Origin of the sequence: Ciceribacter azotifigens, assembly GCF_048159625.1 — a bacterium.
Taxonomy (GTDB): Bacteria; Pseudomonadota; Alphaproteobacteria; order Rhizobiales; family Rhizobiaceae; genus Allorhizobium; species Allorhizobium azotifigens.
Window position 1 is genome coordinate 72361 of the sequence record NZ_JBLQTA010000018.1, and the last position, 16017, is coordinate 88377.

The 16017-nt window shown below is 60.7% G+C and carries 20 protein-coding genes and 1 pseudogene; 4 read left to right on the top strand and 17 right to left on the bottom strand.

Annotated elements, in window-relative coordinates; all coding sequences use genetic code 11:
- Positions 1–57 precede the first annotated feature (57 nt).
- Together ACM6UT_RS20145 and ACM6UT_RS20150 are read right to left on the bottom strand one after the other, a co-directional pair.
- Positions 58–282: pseudogene (locus ACM6UT_RS20145) on the bottom strand (Rieske (2Fe-2S) protein); the annotation flags it as partial.
- 24 nt (positions 283–306) lie between these two features.
- Positions 307–729 (bottom strand): DoxX family protein, encoded by a 423-nt coding sequence (locus ACM6UT_RS20150; RefSeq protein ID WP_416799129.1) that lies wholly within the window; start codon positions 727–729, stop codon positions 307–309.
- 164 nt (positions 730–893) lie between these two features.
- Between ACM6UT_RS20150 and ACM6UT_RS20155 the strand changes: the two genes are divergently transcribed.
- Positions 894–1289, top strand: a complete 396-nt coding sequence (locus ACM6UT_RS20155; RefSeq protein ID WP_416799130.1) for a MarR family winged helix-turn-helix transcriptional regulator — start codon at positions 894–896, stop codon at positions 1287–1289.
- A 346-nt stretch (positions 1290–1635) separates the two neighbouring features.
- Here ACM6UT_RS20155 and virB11 read toward each other — a convergent pair whose 3' ends face one another.
- The 13 genes from virB11 to ACM6UT_RS20220 are packed head-to-tail and all read right to left on the bottom strand — an operon-like array spanning position 1636 to position 11735.
- Entirely contained in the window at positions 1636–2625 is a 990-nt protein-coding gene (gene virB11 / locus ACM6UT_RS20160; RefSeq protein WP_416799131.1) for a P-type DNA transfer ATPase VirB11, read from the bottom strand.
- Positions 2626–2635: 10 nt separating this feature from the next.
- Positions 2636–3805, bottom strand: coding sequence for a type IV secretion system protein VirB10 (virB10, locus tag ACM6UT_RS20165; RefSeq protein ID WP_416799132.1), 1170 nt, complete (start codon positions 3803–3805; stop codon positions 2636–2638).
- 9 nt (positions 3806–3814) lie between these two features.
- Positions 3815–4669 carry a P-type conjugative transfer protein VirB9 gene (gene virB9 / locus ACM6UT_RS20170; protein WP_416799133.1) on the bottom strand — a complete coding sequence of 285 codons (855 nt, stop codon included), beginning with the start codon at positions 4667–4669 and terminating at the stop codon, positions 3815–3817.
- Positions 4669–5340, bottom strand: coding sequence for a VirB8 family type IV secretion system protein (locus ACM6UT_RS20175; RefSeq protein ID WP_416799134.1), 672 nt, complete (start codon positions 5338–5340; stop codon positions 4669–4671). The genes virB9 and ACM6UT_RS20175 overlap by 1 nt, the downstream gene beginning before the upstream one ends.
- A gap of 4 nt (positions 5341–5344) precedes the next feature.
- The gene (locus ACM6UT_RS20180; RefSeq protein WP_416799135.1) at positions 5345–5656 is read right to left on the bottom strand and encodes a hypothetical protein; all 312 of its coding nucleotides are present in this window, start codon (positions 5654–5656) and stop codon (positions 5345–5347) included.
- Entirely contained in the window at positions 5653–6588 is a 936-nt protein-coding gene (locus tag ACM6UT_RS20185; protein WP_416799136.1) for a TrbL/VirB6 family protein, read from the bottom strand. Before ACM6UT_RS20185 ends, ACM6UT_RS20180 begins: the two co-directional genes overlap by 4 nt.
- Before the next feature lie 3 nt (positions 6589–6591).
- On the bottom strand, positions 6592–6828 hold the full coding sequence (locus tag ACM6UT_RS20190; RefSeq protein ID WP_416799137.1) for an EexN family lipoprotein: 237 nt from the start codon (positions 6826–6828) through the stop codon (positions 6592–6594).
- Complete coding sequence (gene virB5 / locus ACM6UT_RS20195; RefSeq protein ID WP_416799138.1) at positions 6825–7523, bottom strand: P-type DNA transfer protein VirB5; 699 nt, start codon at positions 7521–7523, stop codon at positions 6825–6827. Before virB5 ends, ACM6UT_RS20190 begins: the two co-directional genes overlap by 4 nt.
- The gene (locus ACM6UT_RS20200; RefSeq protein WP_416799139.1) at positions 7523–9904 is read right to left on the bottom strand and encodes a VirB4 family type IV secretion/conjugal transfer ATPase; all 2382 of its coding nucleotides are present in this window, start codon (positions 9902–9904) and stop codon (positions 7523–7525) included. Before ACM6UT_RS20200 ends, virB5 begins: the two co-directional genes overlap by 1 nt.
- Positions 9897–10238 carry a VirB3 family type IV secretion system protein gene (locus tag ACM6UT_RS20205; protein WP_416799140.1) on the bottom strand — a complete coding sequence of 114 codons (342 nt, stop codon included), beginning with the start codon at positions 10236–10238 and terminating at the stop codon, positions 9897–9899. Before ACM6UT_RS20205 ends, ACM6UT_RS20200 begins: the two co-directional genes overlap by 8 nt.
- 4 nt (positions 10239–10242) lie before the next feature.
- Positions 10243–10542, bottom strand: a complete 300-nt coding sequence (locus ACM6UT_RS20210) for a TrbC/VirB2 family protein (RefSeq protein ID WP_416799141.1) — start codon at positions 10540–10542, stop codon at positions 10243–10245.
- Complete coding sequence (locus ACM6UT_RS20215) at positions 10539–11210, bottom strand: lytic transglycosylase domain-containing protein (protein ID WP_416799142.1); 672 nt, start codon at positions 11208–11210, stop codon at positions 10539–10541. The genes ACM6UT_RS20210 and ACM6UT_RS20215 overlap by 4 nt, the downstream gene beginning before the upstream one ends.
- Positions 11211–11213: 3 nt before the next feature.
- A complete protein-coding gene (locus ACM6UT_RS20220; RefSeq protein ID WP_416799143.1) occupies positions 11214–11735 on the bottom strand; it encodes a hypothetical protein in 522 nt (173 codons plus the stop codon).
- Between the two features lie 96 nt (positions 11736–11831).
- Between ACM6UT_RS20220 and ACM6UT_RS20225 the strand changes: the two genes are divergently transcribed.
- From ACM6UT_RS20225 to ACM6UT_RS20235, 3 genes are all read left to right on the top strand, one after another.
- Entirely contained in the window at positions 11832–12185 is a 354-nt protein-coding gene (locus tag ACM6UT_RS20225; RefSeq protein WP_416799144.1) for a helix-turn-helix domain-containing protein, read from the top strand.
- Between the two features lie 255 nt (positions 12186–12440).
- The gene (locus ACM6UT_RS20230; RefSeq protein ID WP_416799145.1) at positions 12441–13412 is read left to right on the top strand and encodes a GHMP family kinase ATP-binding protein; all 972 of its coding nucleotides are present in this window, start codon (positions 12441–12443) and stop codon (positions 13410–13412) included.
- A gap of 2 nt (positions 13413–13414) precedes the next feature.
- Positions 13415–14428, top strand: coding sequence for a cysteine synthase family protein (locus ACM6UT_RS20235; protein WP_416799146.1), 1014 nt, complete (start codon positions 13415–13417; stop codon positions 14426–14428).
- A 191-nt stretch (positions 14429–14619) separates the two neighbouring features.
- Here the strand turns inward: ACM6UT_RS20235 and ACM6UT_RS20240 are convergent, their stop codons facing one another.
- Positions 14620–14757 (bottom strand): hypothetical protein, encoded by a 138-nt coding sequence (locus tag ACM6UT_RS20240; protein ID WP_416799147.1) that lies wholly within the window; start codon positions 14755–14757, stop codon positions 14620–14622.
- Between the two features lie 71 nt (positions 14758–14828).
- On the bottom strand, positions 14829–15170 hold the full coding sequence (locus ACM6UT_RS20245) for a hypothetical protein (protein ID WP_416799148.1): 342 nt from the start codon (positions 15168–15170) through the stop codon (positions 14829–14831).
- Positions 15171–16017: the final 847 nt, after the last annotated feature.

A 16017-nucleotide genomic window follows, 5' to 3' on the forward strand; every position in this document is an offset into this window, starting at 1 on the left:
GGCATCGCCTTCGACGCGTGTCGACAGGAACATGAGGCGCGACCCCTTCGGCGCCGGCCCTTCGACGCGGTCACCTGTCGCCATGTCGAAGGCGGCATTGTGCCACGGGCAGACCAGCCTGCCGCCGCGGCAGTCGAGCGGCCCTCCGAAATGCAGGCATACGTTGGCTGCCGCCCTTATCCGGTCGCCGCTTCGGTAGACATGCAGTTCGCGACCGAAGAAGGGAACAAGGAGGCTGCCCTCGGCGGGGATGTCGGCAACCTTGCAGAGTTCGTGTTTCATGATGGATCTCCTGTGGTTTTCGTGTCAGCCGCGACCGAACTCGAACGCCCTCGAACGGGAAAGAGCGAGGGTTCCGTCGCCGAGCAGAAACTGGACGATGCTCATCGCCAGCAGAAACGCCGGATATTCCCAACCGCCGTTGGGCATGGTGAAGACCCAGCCATTGGCGCCATGGACCCAGATGATGGCGCCGGCCAGAGCCGGCGTAAGCGCAAGCACAACCCATCGGGTCTGCACCCCCAACACAAGCAGGACCCCACCGGCCGCCTCGGCAGCGAAGGTCACGTAGGCGAGCCAGCCGGGCAGGCCGACGTTCACGAAGAACATTGCCGTCCCGGAGAGACCGTAGGTCAACAGCTTGAGAAGGACGCTGTGGGACAGATACATGACACCGAGGCTGAGACGTAGCACCAGCGCGGCGTGATCGGATGGGGTGGCAGCAAACATGATGACTCCATATATATGCATTTGCATGTTGTTTAATGCATTTGCATCTACATGTCAATCTAGATGCAGCTGCATCTTTGTGCTATGAAACCCTCATGGAACAGAAGCCGAGTGATGCCGCCGTTCGCGCCTGGGCGCGCCTGACAAGAGCGCAACAGACCGCCATGGGCGTGATCGAGCAACGCCTGAAGGCCGCAAAGCTGCCGCCGCTCGCTTGGTATGACGTTCTTCTCGAGGTTGAGCGGGCCGGACCGGAAGGTTTGCGCCCCTTCGAACTGGAGAAAGCCATGCTGCTCGCGCAATACAACCTGTCGCGCTTGCTCGGCCGGATCGAAGAGGCCGGGTACATTGCGCGTCAGCATTGCGAAGAGGATGGTCGTGGCCAGATCATCACGATAACCGACGCCGGCAAGGCGGCGCGTCGCGAGATCTGGGCGGTCTATTCTGCCGCGATCGAAGCCGCGGTCGGACAGCACCTTTCCGACGAGCAGGCGAACGCGCTCAGCGAGCTCTTGGAACGGATAACGGGCCGGGGCGGGAAGGAGCGCTCGCCGCGTTAAGTCTCGCCATGCCCGCTGTCGAGTTGCCGCCAAGGCACCCATGTCGACCCGCTTGTCTGAGGGCACGCACCGGCTTTGTTCCTCGAGCCTGATATCTCGGATCTCGCTGCCCTGCAGGGTAGCGCGAACGGCTCGCGATGATCGGATCAGGATTGCTGGTCAGCCTCGAATTCTTCTCCGATCTGACCGGCCGAATGCGCCCGGGCCCGCTCGGGCACGGCATCGTCAGGACATATGGCCATGCTCACTGTGACCACCGATGCTTCCGTCAGGGCGGCAGGTGGCCAACAGGCTCCTATCGCAACCACCGCCGATGCGGCGGGAACACGGAACATTGGTGGCACCGTCACGTTCGGAAGTAGATCTCTGTCGCCCGGAACCGTCCTCCCAGTCTTCTGCATTGAACGATCACGTCGATTGAGAGTCTCAGCAATGCTTCGATGTCTTGACGCTCGAGGTTGTGCCCGCCTTCGGATTCCTTCACGAGCAGGGTCAGTTGCTGGAAGGCGAGCCTTGCAGAGCCGGCGTGGACCGTTGTTATCGATCCCGGGTGACCGGAATTGACATTCCGGATGTAGTAGAAGGCAGTGCCGTCGCGGAGTTCTTGCAACAAGATGCGGTCAGGCCGCATGCGCAGGCTCGATTCCAGCAGCTCTTTCGCGCCGGCGCTCGAGAGCCCCTGGGCGCCCTTGGAATAGAAGAGTCGTACGTGGTTCGCCTGCGGAATTACCAGTTCCGGCGTGTCCTCAATCGAGATAATCCGCTCATCGTCTGGAATGTGCCTGATCAGCGCCTTCGAAAGGGTTGTCTTGGCCGAACCGGTTGCGCCGGAAATGACAATGTTCTTCCGTGCGATAACGGCCTGCCGCAGAAACTCCTTGAAGCGACCGGCACGGTATAACTCGCGCAATTCCACGTCCTGTGTCGCGGTGCCGTCAGCGGCTGCTCGCGTCTCCGCGAAAAACTCCCTCTCATCGAGATCGTCAAGCGTCAAGGCAACGGAGGATGGCTTTCGAATGGTCATGCTGACTGTGCCCCTGGTCGTCGCCGGCGGGATGACGATCTGAATCCGTTCGTCGCCCGGGAGCGTCGCCGACAGGATCGGTCGTGTCTCATCGATCGCCTGATGAGAGAGGCTGGCCACGGCCCGGGCAAGGCGCATCAACTTTTCGAACGAGAGCCCCGGTAGATCATGGATCCGCCACCCATCTGAGCCCTCCGTCAGCACCTGCCCTGGCCGATTTACAATCACTTCGTAGAGCGTCCTGTCGTTGAGGAACGGCGCCAGTGGCGACAACAATTCCCGGACGACGGTCGCGTCGGTGCCCTCGCTCATGCGTCCGACCCTATTTCGTGACGAGAGTGGACTGCGGACTGAAATCGCCGAGCACCGCCCGGTCGAGGACCTTGTTCCTCGGCTCGGTCACCCGCAGTCCATAGACACCGGAAAAGTCGAGATCCCGCGCCACGAAGATCGAGACGAGCTCGCCCTGGTGTTTGTTGAGTGTCGGCGGGATGTTGATCGACTGCTCGACAGCGATGGCGGCGGCCTGTTTCCCTGCGCTGGTCGTGCTCTCGGCGTCGACGTCACTGTCTTGCAGGCGACTGTTCGCATAGCTTGTTGCATCGCCGACGATCGAGAGAAGAAGAGCACTTCCAAATCGCTCCCACCAGTGTGTATCGACATGGCCGTTGACGCCGGCGCGGCCGAGCGCATCCGTCGCCGGGGAGGCCAAGGTGACGATGACGCCGTTCGGCGTCTTTGCCCGGTTCCAGAGCACAAACAGCCGCTTCTGTCCTCGCTGAAGACCGCCACGATATTCACCGACGAATTGGGTGCCCTTCTCCATCAGCACCACCCGGCCATTGTCCGAGAGAACGTCGCGGTTCATCACGCAACTGGTGAAGCCGGGCTGATCCGACGACATCGCCGTTTCCAGGACACAGGGAATTGCGGTACCCATCGCAACGATGAAGTTTCGATTGCCGAGGGTGCCAGCTCGAGAGCCCTCAAGTCGGGTCGGCCGAAGCAACCCGTTGAATCTCTGTTCATCAGCGGTGGTCGTGTCCTGGTCGACGGTTCCATCGAACGGCACAAAATGGGTCTCTGAGGCATTGGGGGTATCCTCGTCCTGGCGATGCGACGTCGCGGTTTTCTGTCCGCCGCTATAGGCCATGACCGGCGCACGGCGCGCGGAATCGAGCAGCGGATCCTCTTGCCTTTCCTCCTCGGCAAGGACGGGCGTCGGCAGCTTCACCTGCCGCTCGGCCTGAACAGGCTCGACTCTATCCTTGGCCGGCTCGAAATTCGCCGTCTGGCGGATGACCACCCGTTCCGCTTTCACGGGGTCCGTTGGTGTTTTCGCGCCACTCATGGACCAGAGCGCGAAGGCGACAAAGGCAATGACGGCCAGTGATACCGCGCCCCGCTTCATGACAGGATTGCTGTCCATTCGCCTGCTCGTGAGGGTCTCTGCGCGTTCGCCGGGTATGCGGCTTCCATCCTCTTCAATCATGGCCGCCTCCTATCGAACCCCGTCGCCGTCGCTCCGCACGACGCGCTCGACCGACGGTGAAGTCGTGTTCGTGTCGGGATTGATGCCAACCCGGTCATAGGCCTCGTTGAAGACGCAGAGCACATCCCCTCCCCGGCGCAGGATGAATTTTCGGCTGATCGCATGGACGAGGGCCAGGTTACCGTCGACCGATTTCGGCACCAGGCTCTCGCTGCCGTCCGAATTCTCGATGTAGATCGCCGGCATTTCCTGATTGCCGACAAAGGCAAAAGTGGTGACCTTGCCGTTGTCGTAAACGGATTGCGGTTCGAGAGCCATGGAGCCTTGCGCCGAATAGCGCCAGTTTCGGGGCCCATAGGCCTCATGAAGAGCGAGCACATCATCGACTTCCTTGGCCTCGGCAACAAGGACACGGGCATGAGCCGCTTGCCGCCGTTGCTCCGCTTCGTCGGCCGGGTATCGGTACTTGACATAGAAATAGGTGTTCTGCCCAACCTCCACAGTCCCATCGCGTACCGTCAGCTCCATCTGATAGCTCCGGGTCGATCCATCCCGGCGTGTCGTGACAACGGAGATATTGGTGACCGGCTGGTTCTCCCGCGGTTTCAGGAAGAGGATGTTCCCTGCTGGAGCAACCTCCCACGCGACACTGTTACCGAGCGCGACATGCGCGATCTCCTCGTCGGCTGCAAACTCGACCTGCACGGAGGACCGCAGCGAGCCGATGATGCGGGTGATGTTGTACGGCTGATAGTCGACAAAGCGCATGCGGCTGTCCTGCGACGCACCGCGCGGGATTTCGAGCGCGAGCGTCGTTGAAGCCGAGCCCGCCAGGAGAAGAGTGAGAATTGCAGCTGTCCGCATCAGTTGATCGCCTCCGGATCGGCCCGGTATTCGCTGACGGCGAAGCCGAGGGGGTTCACCAGCCGGTCGGTCGACGACATCGGCGCGTTCGCGTAAGTGAAAGTGAGCGTCGCAACCCAGTGCGTCGTGCGGACTTCCTCGCCGCGGGTAACCGTGCGCATGTAGCGGACGGAGACGACATTCGGGTTGATCAGCGAGATCGAAGCGATGCTGATGCGCGCAGTGGCGCCGCGTCCATAGGTATTCTGCGGCGATTCCGGATTGCTGCCGCGGTAGAAGGCGGAAAATCGGGCCTGCTCGGGCTGAGTGGACAGGAGTGCGACGGTTCGGAAGTTCTCCTCGGATTCGCTCCAGACATAACCCTCGCGAGCGCGGACATATTTCGCGGAGAAGTACTTGGTCACCGCCTCATCATAGGTGCCGGCGGTCGACGTCAATGCCGAGACCACGTCGACTATGCCCGTCGAATTGTCGACCCGGACAACAAACGGTTCGACCGTCTTCAGTGGTGTGAGACCGGCGACGGCAAATATCGATGCACCGGCAAGGATGCCTGCCACGATGGCGACGGACCAGGCGATGCGCGCCGAGCGCTCGACCTGGATCATGCGATCCTGATCGAAGCGGCGTGCTTTGTCGAAATAGCTCTTGAGCTCGTCTCGCGCGATCATGGTGCTATCCCTCGCAAGGACGATAGGACGAGGCGATATCGACATGGGCGAAGGCCGGCAACTCCTTGCGTTCTTCGCCATAGGCTGTGGCTATGGACGACGACGACGGTCGGGCATCCGAGTGTTCCTGTTTGACGTTGTTATTATCCTCCCACTGCCACATCGAACGATTGAGTGGCCGGCGCGAATGGCCGTCGCATTTCGGGAGCGGATCAGTCACCGACGCGCAACCGCTTAAGACCGCCACCATGGACAGCAGCAGGACTGGTCTGATCATTCGTGAATGGCCTCTTTCTCTTCCGGCGACGAGCGTCATGAACTGGCGTCCTTCGATCTGAGCGTCCGTCCGACGGCGCGCACTCCACGACCGGTGGCGCGGAAGCCACGTGAGGCAGCCCAGGCGAGCGAACTCTCGTGGGCGTCCCGGGCCGCACCGTAGCCGTAGGTCAGCGATGCACCGCCGGCCGCCAAGGCAGAAGCAATGCTCGGAAGCTGGTAGAAGACGTAGAGAGCGGCAAGGCAGATGGCGCAAAGCGCGATCGGCCGCATCAGCACGTCACTGTATCCTTCGATTGCCGTGAATGTGGTGTCGATACAGGTGATCAGCAGCGATCCGATCGCTACGACGAGGACCTGAAGGATCACGAAGTTTGCAAGCTGCCCGATCCATGCCTCGGTGAACCGCCGCGTCGATTGGAACATGGCAAGGGCCACGAAGATCGGACCGATCGCCAGCACGATGGCGAGCGCCAGCCGCGCGTAGAGCGAAACGATGTAGCCGATGGCGGCAACGAGGAAGCTGGCAGCGAGCACCATCGCCCCGCAGATGCCCGTGACGACATCGACGGGCCAAGAGCCCCGCGCCCAGATCTCCTTTGCAGAACTCTGCCCCTTGTCGAGCAGACTGTCGAAGGCTGAGGCGCTCGGCGCCGCGCCGGTATTGAGCGCCTGCGAGATCTCGCGCGGGAGCAGGTCGAAGAATGTGTTCGTGACGTAGGTCTGATAGTGATCGGCATTCTTCACCAGCATCACGATGATAGCGAGCTTGATCACCCGAAATGCGAAGTCGAGGATCGGCTCCTGGACGGAGCCGCGAAGCACAAGGTATCCGTAAAGGACGACGTAGAGTGTCACCCCGGCCGTTAGAGGATTCGAAACCCAATCGGAGATGTTCGAGGTTCCATCGGAAACAAAGGTCTCGAGTGGCGTCTTGAACTGTTGGTCCACAAAGGCAAATACCTGGTACATGCCTCAGCCTCCCGGTGCCTTGCCCATTATTCCGAGACGCGCCTTGAAATCCGCGGCGGCGGCATTCTGGCAGTTCGGCGTATCACCCAACTCTCCCGGGTTGTTACGGCATTTGCCAACCCACTCGGCAAGCAACGCCTCGTCGGCCATCAGTTCTTCCACCGTATAAACACGCTCTGCATCTTCCGAGCAGCAGCCGGCCAGAAGAGCGAGAAAAATGGATACGAACCACGATCTCATTGGAGGGCTGCCCCCATCGCATCCATGCGCTTGCGCCAGTCCTCGGCCTTGCGTTGCTCACCGATCTGAACCTGCGCCTGCTGAATCATGCGGAGCCCCTCCATCCGCAGCACGTCCGCCTGAAGGAAGGCCTGCTCGGCTTGAAGCCGCGCCTGAAGATCGGCGATATCCTTGGCGTCGCTTGCCGTCGATATTTCCTCGCGCAACTGATCGATCCCATCGATGCGCCTGGTCACCGCATCGTAGATCTGCTGCCCGAGGCTCATCTGCCCGGCGTTCCTGTTTTGAATGCGGGTTAGCTCCTGCGCATAGAAGTCATCGGCGCTGGTCCGGTACGTCGAATTGGTCTCGACGAATTTCGAAGCGGTGTCACTGAAGACGCCCGTGCCATTTCCGTTGAACAGCTCCTCGATGGCACCGAAGTCCTCAGGCAGCGCCTTGCGGATCGCTGGATCGTTCAGGACGCCGGCGACATCGGCCATGTCAGTCAGTTTGTTGAGCGAGCCGTAGAGTTGCTGCGCCTGCTCGATCTGCTGATTGAGGGCATCGAGCTGCGACTTGAGCTCGGCGATCGTCTCGATGTGCTTGACGATTGCAGTCTGGTCGATCACCGGAATCCCCTGCCCCGCCGCCGCGCTGGCCGTAAGGACGAGCGCGGCAGCAAGCGCTTCGCCGTGAAATTGGAAGAAAGTCATCAACTCGCACTCCTTCTTTCATGGAAAACCGGAAGCCAATCCTTGGGACAGTCGCCGACCTCGCCGCGGATGGCATCGGCAAGTTCGACATTGGCGGTGCGGCCGGAGAGGATGGCGAGCTCCTCGTCGAAGCCGTTCAGGTCCAGTTCGGCGACGACGCTGTTGTGTCCCTGTTTGAGGATGAACCGGCGGCTCTCGATGGAGAGCTCGCGCGCGATCAACTCGTATTCGCGTTCCGTCAGCTTGAATCCATCGACATAGTCGGCATGATTGCCGCGGGAGTTCGGCAGGAAAATCTGCGTCGGGCATTGCTCGATGATCGTGTGGGCGATTGGCGAGACGATCGCGTCGCGCGGGCTCTGCGTGGCAAACAACATGAGGCCGTTCTGTTTGCGGATCGTCTTGAGCTTGTTCTGGGCGAGGTCGCGAAACCCTTCATCCTGGAGCGCTTTCCAGAACTCGTCGATGACGATGATAATCCGCCGGCCGTCGATCAACTGCTCGACGCGATGGAAGAGATAGGCCATCAGAGGTGTGCGGATTTCCTCGTTGTCGAGGAAATCGGTCATGTCGTAGCCGGCGAACTTGCCGCCAACGCCAAACTCGCCGAAGCCGATGTCCTCGATGCCGTTGTCGAAGACCCAGCCGAGCGGCCCTCCCCTTTCCCACCGCCGCAGCCGCGCGGCAATACCTTCGGGATCAGTGTTGTTGAGGAAGGTCCTTAGCGCCCCGATCGTGCGGCGCTCCACCGGAAGATCGGAAAGGCCGTCGATCGCGGAGGCGATATCATGGAGTTCGCCAACGCTCAGTTCCCGGGACAATGATCCCACAAGCTTGCCGACCCAACGCGTCAGGAACACTTTGTTGCCCGGCGTGAGTTCAAGGGCCTTAAGGGGCGCGCAGCCGGTCGGCACGCCGTTCTTGAGGGGTCGGTAGGTGCCGCCTGCGGCGCGCACGAAGAGATCAGCTCCCCTGTCCTTGTCGAAGAACACCACATGCGGATCGTGCTTTCCAAGCTGCGACAGCATGAAATTGAGAAGCACCGTCTTGCCGGCGCCGGATGGCCCGCAGACGAAGGTGTTGCCGAGATCGCCGTAGTGGAAATTGAAATAGTATGGCGATGCGGATGCCGTCTTGAGCAGTGCCACGGCGGGACCCCACTCGTTGCCGTCTTTCTGGCCGACCGGATAGGAATGGAAGGGCGACAAGGCGGCGAAATTCCGTGAGGTGATTGCGCCGGAGCGGGCACGATAGCGGAAGTTGCCAGGTAACTGCGCCCACCAGGCCGCCTCAAGGCCAAGATCCTCGCGTGCAACGACAGCGCCACCGCTCGTCAGGCCCGCACGCGCCTGGGCAAGATTGTCGGTCAGCTCCTTCACTGAAGGGGCGAAGACGGCAAGCGTCAGGTGATGCTCGCCCAGCACGAACCGGTTGGACTCAAGGTCGTCCATCGCCTCGTCAAGCTCATCGATCTGCGAGGCCGCCTTGTCGCCACTGCTGACCATCTGGTTCTGCTTGCGGCCCATAATGGTCCGGGCATCGACCTTCGAGACGAAGGAGAAGGATTGCGAGAGGATGAGTTCGAACGGACTGGTGAGCACGCTATCCAGCATGCCCGCCCGGGTGCGGGCTGGATATTCCTTGAAGCTCAGCATGCCGGCGTAGCGGCTGTCGGCCTCGTTGCGAATTTCGGTCGTCTCGCGGCCGAAGATGACACGATCCGAATAGATCGCGGAAGCGACGCGTCCCTCCGTCAGCGGGATCTGCTCACGCCGGCCGCCGACGAGTTGATGCAGCACTTCGCTGGGCTCTGAGAACAGCAGACCGTCGTGCTCGTAGACGGAGAGCACCCGGGGTTCGAAGCGCTTCAACGCGGCCTTGACGTCGACGACCGCATCCCGAAGCTGCTTCAGGGCTTCCTCGTCCAGTTCGGCATGAGTGCGGCGGGCACGCCGCAGCCGCGACAGCAGCGTCGCCGCCCTGTCAGCCGGGTCTCGAGCGGGGGAAAGAATGACTGTCAGATAGAGGTCGTTGCGAAACAGATCCTCGCAGACCAGGCGCTTACGGTACTTGTCATCGAGCGCGGCCGAAAAGGCGGTCGTGAAGGTTCCCTCGGGGTAGTCACTGTCCCGGCGGCGAATGAGATGGGTCCACAAGGAAAGCCGTTCGTCGGCGATGTTCCGGTAGAGCGTGTTGAGGTCCCGATTAAGAGCGTTAAGGTCATGAACGTCCGCGGTTTCGAACGAGACGCCTTCGAGCGCGATCATCACCATCAGCGCCCTGGAATCGAGCGCGATCGTCGATTGGTCGACATGGCGGATATAGGGGATGAAGGTCTCCGGACCGAGCTCGCGAGACCTGAGCGTGGTGAGGTCAGGCATAATCAAGGTCTCTTTCGTCATAGCGGCGGGCGAGCCTCAGCGGCGACAGCGAGGCGCCGCCCCAATAAGAGCCGTTGCGGGACCGGCCGCGCGTCTCCACCCAGACCAGCAGGATTCGGAACATGTTCTGGTCGTGTTTGACGAGCGCGCGGAAAACCAGATGAAAGACGAGGCCGACAGCCAAGTAGGCGATCGAGCCGGCGATGATGTAGAGGATCGTCGTGAGCATGATGTTCAGCCCCATCGCTTCCATTGTCACGCCGGCGATCATTGCCGGCCGGGTGCAGGCAATGAACAGCGTGTCTTCCTCGAGCGTTGGCTGTGCGGGCGGCATGCGCTCAGCTCCCGACAATGGTGTTTACAAGTTCGGTGGCGCCGAAGATGCCGCCAATGCCGATGATCCAGAATCCGGCCCGTCTCAGATCCATGTAGCCGAACATCCAGGCAATGCAGATCACGATCACCGCGATCACAGCCAGCAGCTTGGCGATGTTGCCGGTCAGCATGTCGACGATGTTCTGCAGCACGGTCTCGATGCCGGCGGCTTGCGCGAAAGCCGGTTCGACCATGATGGCCACTGTGGCGACGGCCATCAGGGTCGAGGCGGCGACTGGACGGATACGGGAGGTCAAGGTCATTCGCTCTGCTCCATTTGACTGTTTTGAAACACGAGGACGGAAGACCTCCGTCGCAGACTGAAAACGTCCCATGATGGCGCCGATGCCGTCTCGTCTGCTCGCCGGTCGGTGGTTGCTGTCTCGACCGCGACTTCGACCGGGCTCTCTTCGGTGTTGCCCCCGCCCTGCCCGCCATCTCCAATCATGACAGTCGCAAGCGCTCTACCGAGCCGGTTCACCTCCTCTTCGACCTGATCGTCGTAGTGGACCAAGGAGCCGACGGAGGGATTGCCTCGGCCGTAGTAGGATTGCAGCATCAACTGGTCAGCCTGGTCGGAATCCGCTCCGGCCTTCACTGCGAGACGGTAATATTCGTCGAGCAGTGTCGCCGTCGCCTGAATGTTTCGACACGGATCGAATGCCTCGGAAATTCTGAGGTTCAGCTTGCGGAGTTGCTCCGTGCTAATACCGCCGAGGCCGAGCTGAATATCCTGGCGCTCGGCCGCCAGCGACGTTGCGATCTCGATCGCTTCCGAGTTGGACGAGGGCTTTCGCGAGAGCGGGGCGGGGTCGGTGATCCGGATGGCAAACGGGTCGAAGCCGCTTTCAAGACTGACGACACCAGCCAGGGTGTCGGCCGCGACGGTCGGCGCACAATTTTGTGCAAGGTCGAGGAACGCAATGGGCATGGCTCAGTACCACACCCGTTGGCGCCCGATCCCGTCGATTGTCACATCGACATAATGCGGTTTCGAACGGAGATGCGGCTGTCTCGTCACATAGCGCCGACATGCGCGTTCCCCGTCCCCGATGCGCCGCGCTGTGATGGGTTCTGCGCGATCTCTGTCTGGAGAACATTCGGGATCCTTCACGAGTTGCGGTGTGATCGACACACAGCTTGCCTCCCGTCCGCGATCACCAAAGCGAAGCGAAAGCCTGTAGCCTTCGTCGCAGTAGAGAGGCTCGTAGCCTGGCCTGGATGCCCGGAACCCCACGCCGGTGCAGACCGGAAACGGATGCCCTTGCGCAAGTTCACGCCACAATCTCTCGACGGGTGGACGGCATTCGGCAAATTGCGTCGCGCCTCCGGGATTGGAGAGACACAGGATCACCTGGCATCCCCAATCGCCTGCGCGCGCGTTGCCGCCAGGAACGAGATGTGATGAACTGGCAATGGCCAGCGATACGAACCACCCAACACGAAGGCTCCTCATATGCCACACCCTCCGAGACCGGCGTGCCGTCCATGACCGCAGCGATCGCTCGGCATCTGCTCAATTTAAACAGCCTTATATTATGCAGTTAAACAAATGACAAGCACCCTCGACGCCCAATGGCACAATCTCGCCTTCTCGGCCTTCATATTTCGGGAGATCCTAGACAATCCTCTCGAGGACGAAACGCCCCAATCGCGTCTGAAGCAGATTGGCATGATGAGTATTCTCTACATCATGCATCAGGGGCATCAGGCGTTAACTATTTCAAACATAACAGAAAAAACAAAGCTTACGCGCACAGGGGTTGTGGAAACGATCGACCCGCTGGTAAAGCGCGGGCTGTTGACCGAGACATTTGTGAAGAACTCAATGGGTCGCGGCAAAGCACGTCAGTTTGAGATTGCTCCGCAGATATTTGAGAAGATTCGCAGCTTTCAGCCCGCTTAGCACACGAGGACCACGGCAACAGATCCGCTTAAACTACCTTGCCATAAAATATTAAATTGTAGTTTAAGCGGGCAGCCAGCGACGCCGAAACACCAGGCACAGCCCCATTGTCGAATTTGCAGAAGCCGGTCGCCAACGCTTCAAAGCAAAGCCGATGCGCATCGATGCGTCCATTCTCCCCAAAAGTGAGGAGAGACACCGGCGATACCGCGCCGGAAGATTGCGGAACAGCGCGACACGTTTTGCGGGTGCTCCATGTCGATCTCGAACTGCTTTCCATTCGATTCCTTAACGCCTCCTAATCACGTCTTCTCCCGTCCATTGCGGGTCGGCATTGGCAGGGCAACTGGTCACCACGGCGAGCTTCTTCAGGGTGTCTTTTCCGACGAGGCAGGCAGGCTCCACCGAGCACTCCTGACATTGCCTTGCCATCGGGCCGAGTCGATCGTGACATTCTGGCCGGACGACGGGGCGGCGATCCGCACGCGCCCGGATGGCCGCGACAAGGCCGCCAAGGCCGCAACTCTGGCATTCCAGGAGTTGGGATATTGGGACGCGCGCGGATCCCTGACGATCGAGACCAGCATTCCGGTGGGCTATGGCTATGGGTCGTCGACCGCTGATGTCATTGCGGCGATACGGTCGGCTGCCGCCGCGGCAGGCGCAGAACTTCATCGCCAGGCGATTTGCCGACTGGCCGTCGCTGCGGAGACGGCGAGTGACGCCATCGTCTTTGGCGAACAAGCCGTCCTTTTTGCGCAGCGAGAAGGGACCGTATTCGAGTATTTTTCGGGGGAGTATCCTCCACTGTATGTGGTTGGCTTTGTCTCACGCGACGACCCGCCGGTAGATACACTTTCAGCAATGCCTGCAAGATACGACCCTTCGGAAATCGAAAGTTTCCGCGTCTTACGTGGCCTTGCACGCCATGCGATCCGGGAGGGCGATGCAGGACTGCTCGGTCAGGTCTCCACTGCCAGCGCCCGGATCAGCCAACGTCATCTACCCAAGCGCCATTTTGACCAACTCCTGAAGATCTCAGACGAAGTCGGTGGCTGCGGCGTGCAGGTTGCCCACAGCGGAAATCTCATGGGCGTTCTGATCGACGCGCGCGACCCGCATGCCGCTCGCCGCGCGACGGCGGCCGCTGCCCTTGCTCGCGAGTGTGGTTTTGTTGACGTCCTCCGCTTTTCCGTAAACGTCGATGGAATACCGTTGTGGGGGTAGCGATGATCAGTGATAGTTTTCTTGCCGCCTATGAACAGCCACAGATCGTCGGTCTGAGGCGGAACCTATATGCAGCCCAGTTTCGCCTGATGAAGCTTCTACCGGCCCGCTACATTCTCGAACGCGCAGAGGCAAATGGCGTGTTGCGGCCCGGTGGACACGTCGTCGAGACGAGTTCCGGCACGTTCGCCATGGCGCTGGCCATGCTGTCTGCTGTCCGAGGCTACAGCCTGACAATCGTCAGCGCCGCGACCCTCATGGACACGGCCTACAAGGAAAGACTGGAACAACTTGGCTCCACCGTTCTCCTTGTTGAGGACGAATACCGCACCGGCGCGCAGGAAAGTCGCCTCGCAGAGCTGCATCGCACCCTTGAAAACACACCGGGTGCCTTCTGGCCAAGACAATACGACAACCCGGAAAATCCGCATTCCTATTCGCGCCTCGCGGCTCTCATGGTCGAAAGAGTCGGACGGATCGATTGCGTCGTTGGGTGCGTAGGCTCTGGCGGATCCCTCAGTGGCGTGACGTCCTATCTCCGGTCGCTTTTTCCCGATGTGCGCTCCATAGCGGTCGACACGAACAACAGTGTTCTCTTCGGCCACAAGGCGGGACCACGTCTGCTACGCGGACTGGGCAACAGCATCCTTCCGAAGAACCTGAATCATGCGCTTATAGACGACGTCCATTGGGTTGGAGCATACCCGGCATTCAGTGCGACAAGAAACCTCTATCGCAGTCGTGCGATGTTCGTCGGCCCGACGAGCGGGGCCGCGACACTTGTCGCGGACTGGTATGCGCGGACGCATCCGCAGGACATCGTCGCCGTCATCATGGCGGATGAAGGACACCGCTACCTGTCTACGGTCTACTCGGACGATTGGTTGAATTCTCAAACTGGCTGGCCCGCAACGACACAACCCGAGCCGACGGAACTCGGAGAAATCAAGGCGGCGGGCGAAGCGGACTGGACATGCATGAGATGGGCGAGACGGCCGCTAGGATCACTCGCTTAGCACATCTACCCCTATCTCGTGGCACGACTACCTCGCGGTGACGGGCTTGACGGCGGCCGCGCATGTGTCCCGAGATAGGACGTTGTTCCAGGCGACCGTCTGGCGCTTCCCCGTCTGTAAATTCGGCAGTCCATGCGAGAGGTCGCCGGACGCTAAACCAAGAAGCCCGCCGCACCACCGAAGAACCGGTACTACCTGAGTTCGAGCAGGCTCACCCCCACAAACAGCCCGACAACGGCCACCACGAGCAAGACCGCCTGCACTCGCGTCCAGGGCCTGCTGGTGTAGTCGTTTTCCGGGCCGGGCGACTTGTCCCAACCACTCGCCATCACCATACCTCCTGTCGCAGACCCGTTCCGTTCCAGACTACAACGCCTTGCCGAGCGAAACAAAGGGCCTATCAGCCTCGGGCGACGGGGCCGACCTGCCCTGCCCCAACTTGCGGCTCGGTGATCACCTCGACCACTTCCCGCAGGCGGATAAAATCGCCGAGCTTGCCGTCGAGGTCGTTGAACAGAGAAACGAGCGCCTGCGGCGTCACCGGCACCGTCTCCATTCGGACGATCTTCATGTCCGGTAGCGGGTCGTCGCGATCCTTCTTGGCGAGCAATTGTCGGCGGAAGGTCACGACATCCCGCCGCGCCTTGTCCTGCGTGTCGTAGAAGCGGCGGCTCGTCCTCGTCAGGTCGTCGCCGTAAACATAGGTGTAGATACTGCAACTCACTGCCTGCTGCGTGTCCATGGCGGCTCCCCTTGGTGCGAGGCGGGGATCAATGGAAACGCGGGATGGCAGATCCTGCTTCAACCGGTTTCCAGAGCATTCGCGGTGCGCCCCCGCGTCCTTGCTCATTGACCCCTGGTGATCGGGGAGTTGCAAACCGTCACGAAACGGCCCTGTGGCCTTTAGTTCGGAGAACCTGTTGCATACGCCACAGGCTCCCCGACCATAAAGGTCAAGGAGTGTGGTGCCGAACCGACCGGCACCCGTGTCTTCGTGAGGGGTTTGCACGCCCCAAGGCAGCTGCGTATCTGCCTCGGCAGGAATCCTAATCGCAAACGGGATCGGCTTGCAAGGCGTTTGCCGCACAACGCTCAGGCTCTGGTCTCCCTCGGGGCTAACCATCGTCGTCAGCGCGGTTTTTGATGGCGGCTATTTCTCGGAGCGTCGCGCCTCCCAGTTTCGGAGGAAGCGCAGTCATGCTACGGCACTCTCGCGCGGTGTTCTGCCGAAAGATGCCAAGCGCCGCTTTGTCCAGGCAAACTCGATAGTGTCGCCTTTGGGGCCGCAAGCTGAAGTTTCGCTGCCGGGGCATCACCAAGACAAGCGGACATCATTGTCTTTACCGTCAGTGGTCCGGGTTCGGCCCATAGAGGACATCGTCCTAAGCTAACGCTGAACTGTTTCTGCAACTGGTTCGGCTGGCGGTCTCGGCTCGAGGTCACTCGGGCACAACAAGCGGCCGCAGTGCATCGATCAATGAGGTAGGACCATAGCGAACCTCGCCGGCGTTCGGCGAAATCTCGACCAGACCACCCTTATTCTTGATCGTGTCCCGGCGAGTGGTGTAGCTGGGTGATAGCGAAGCCGC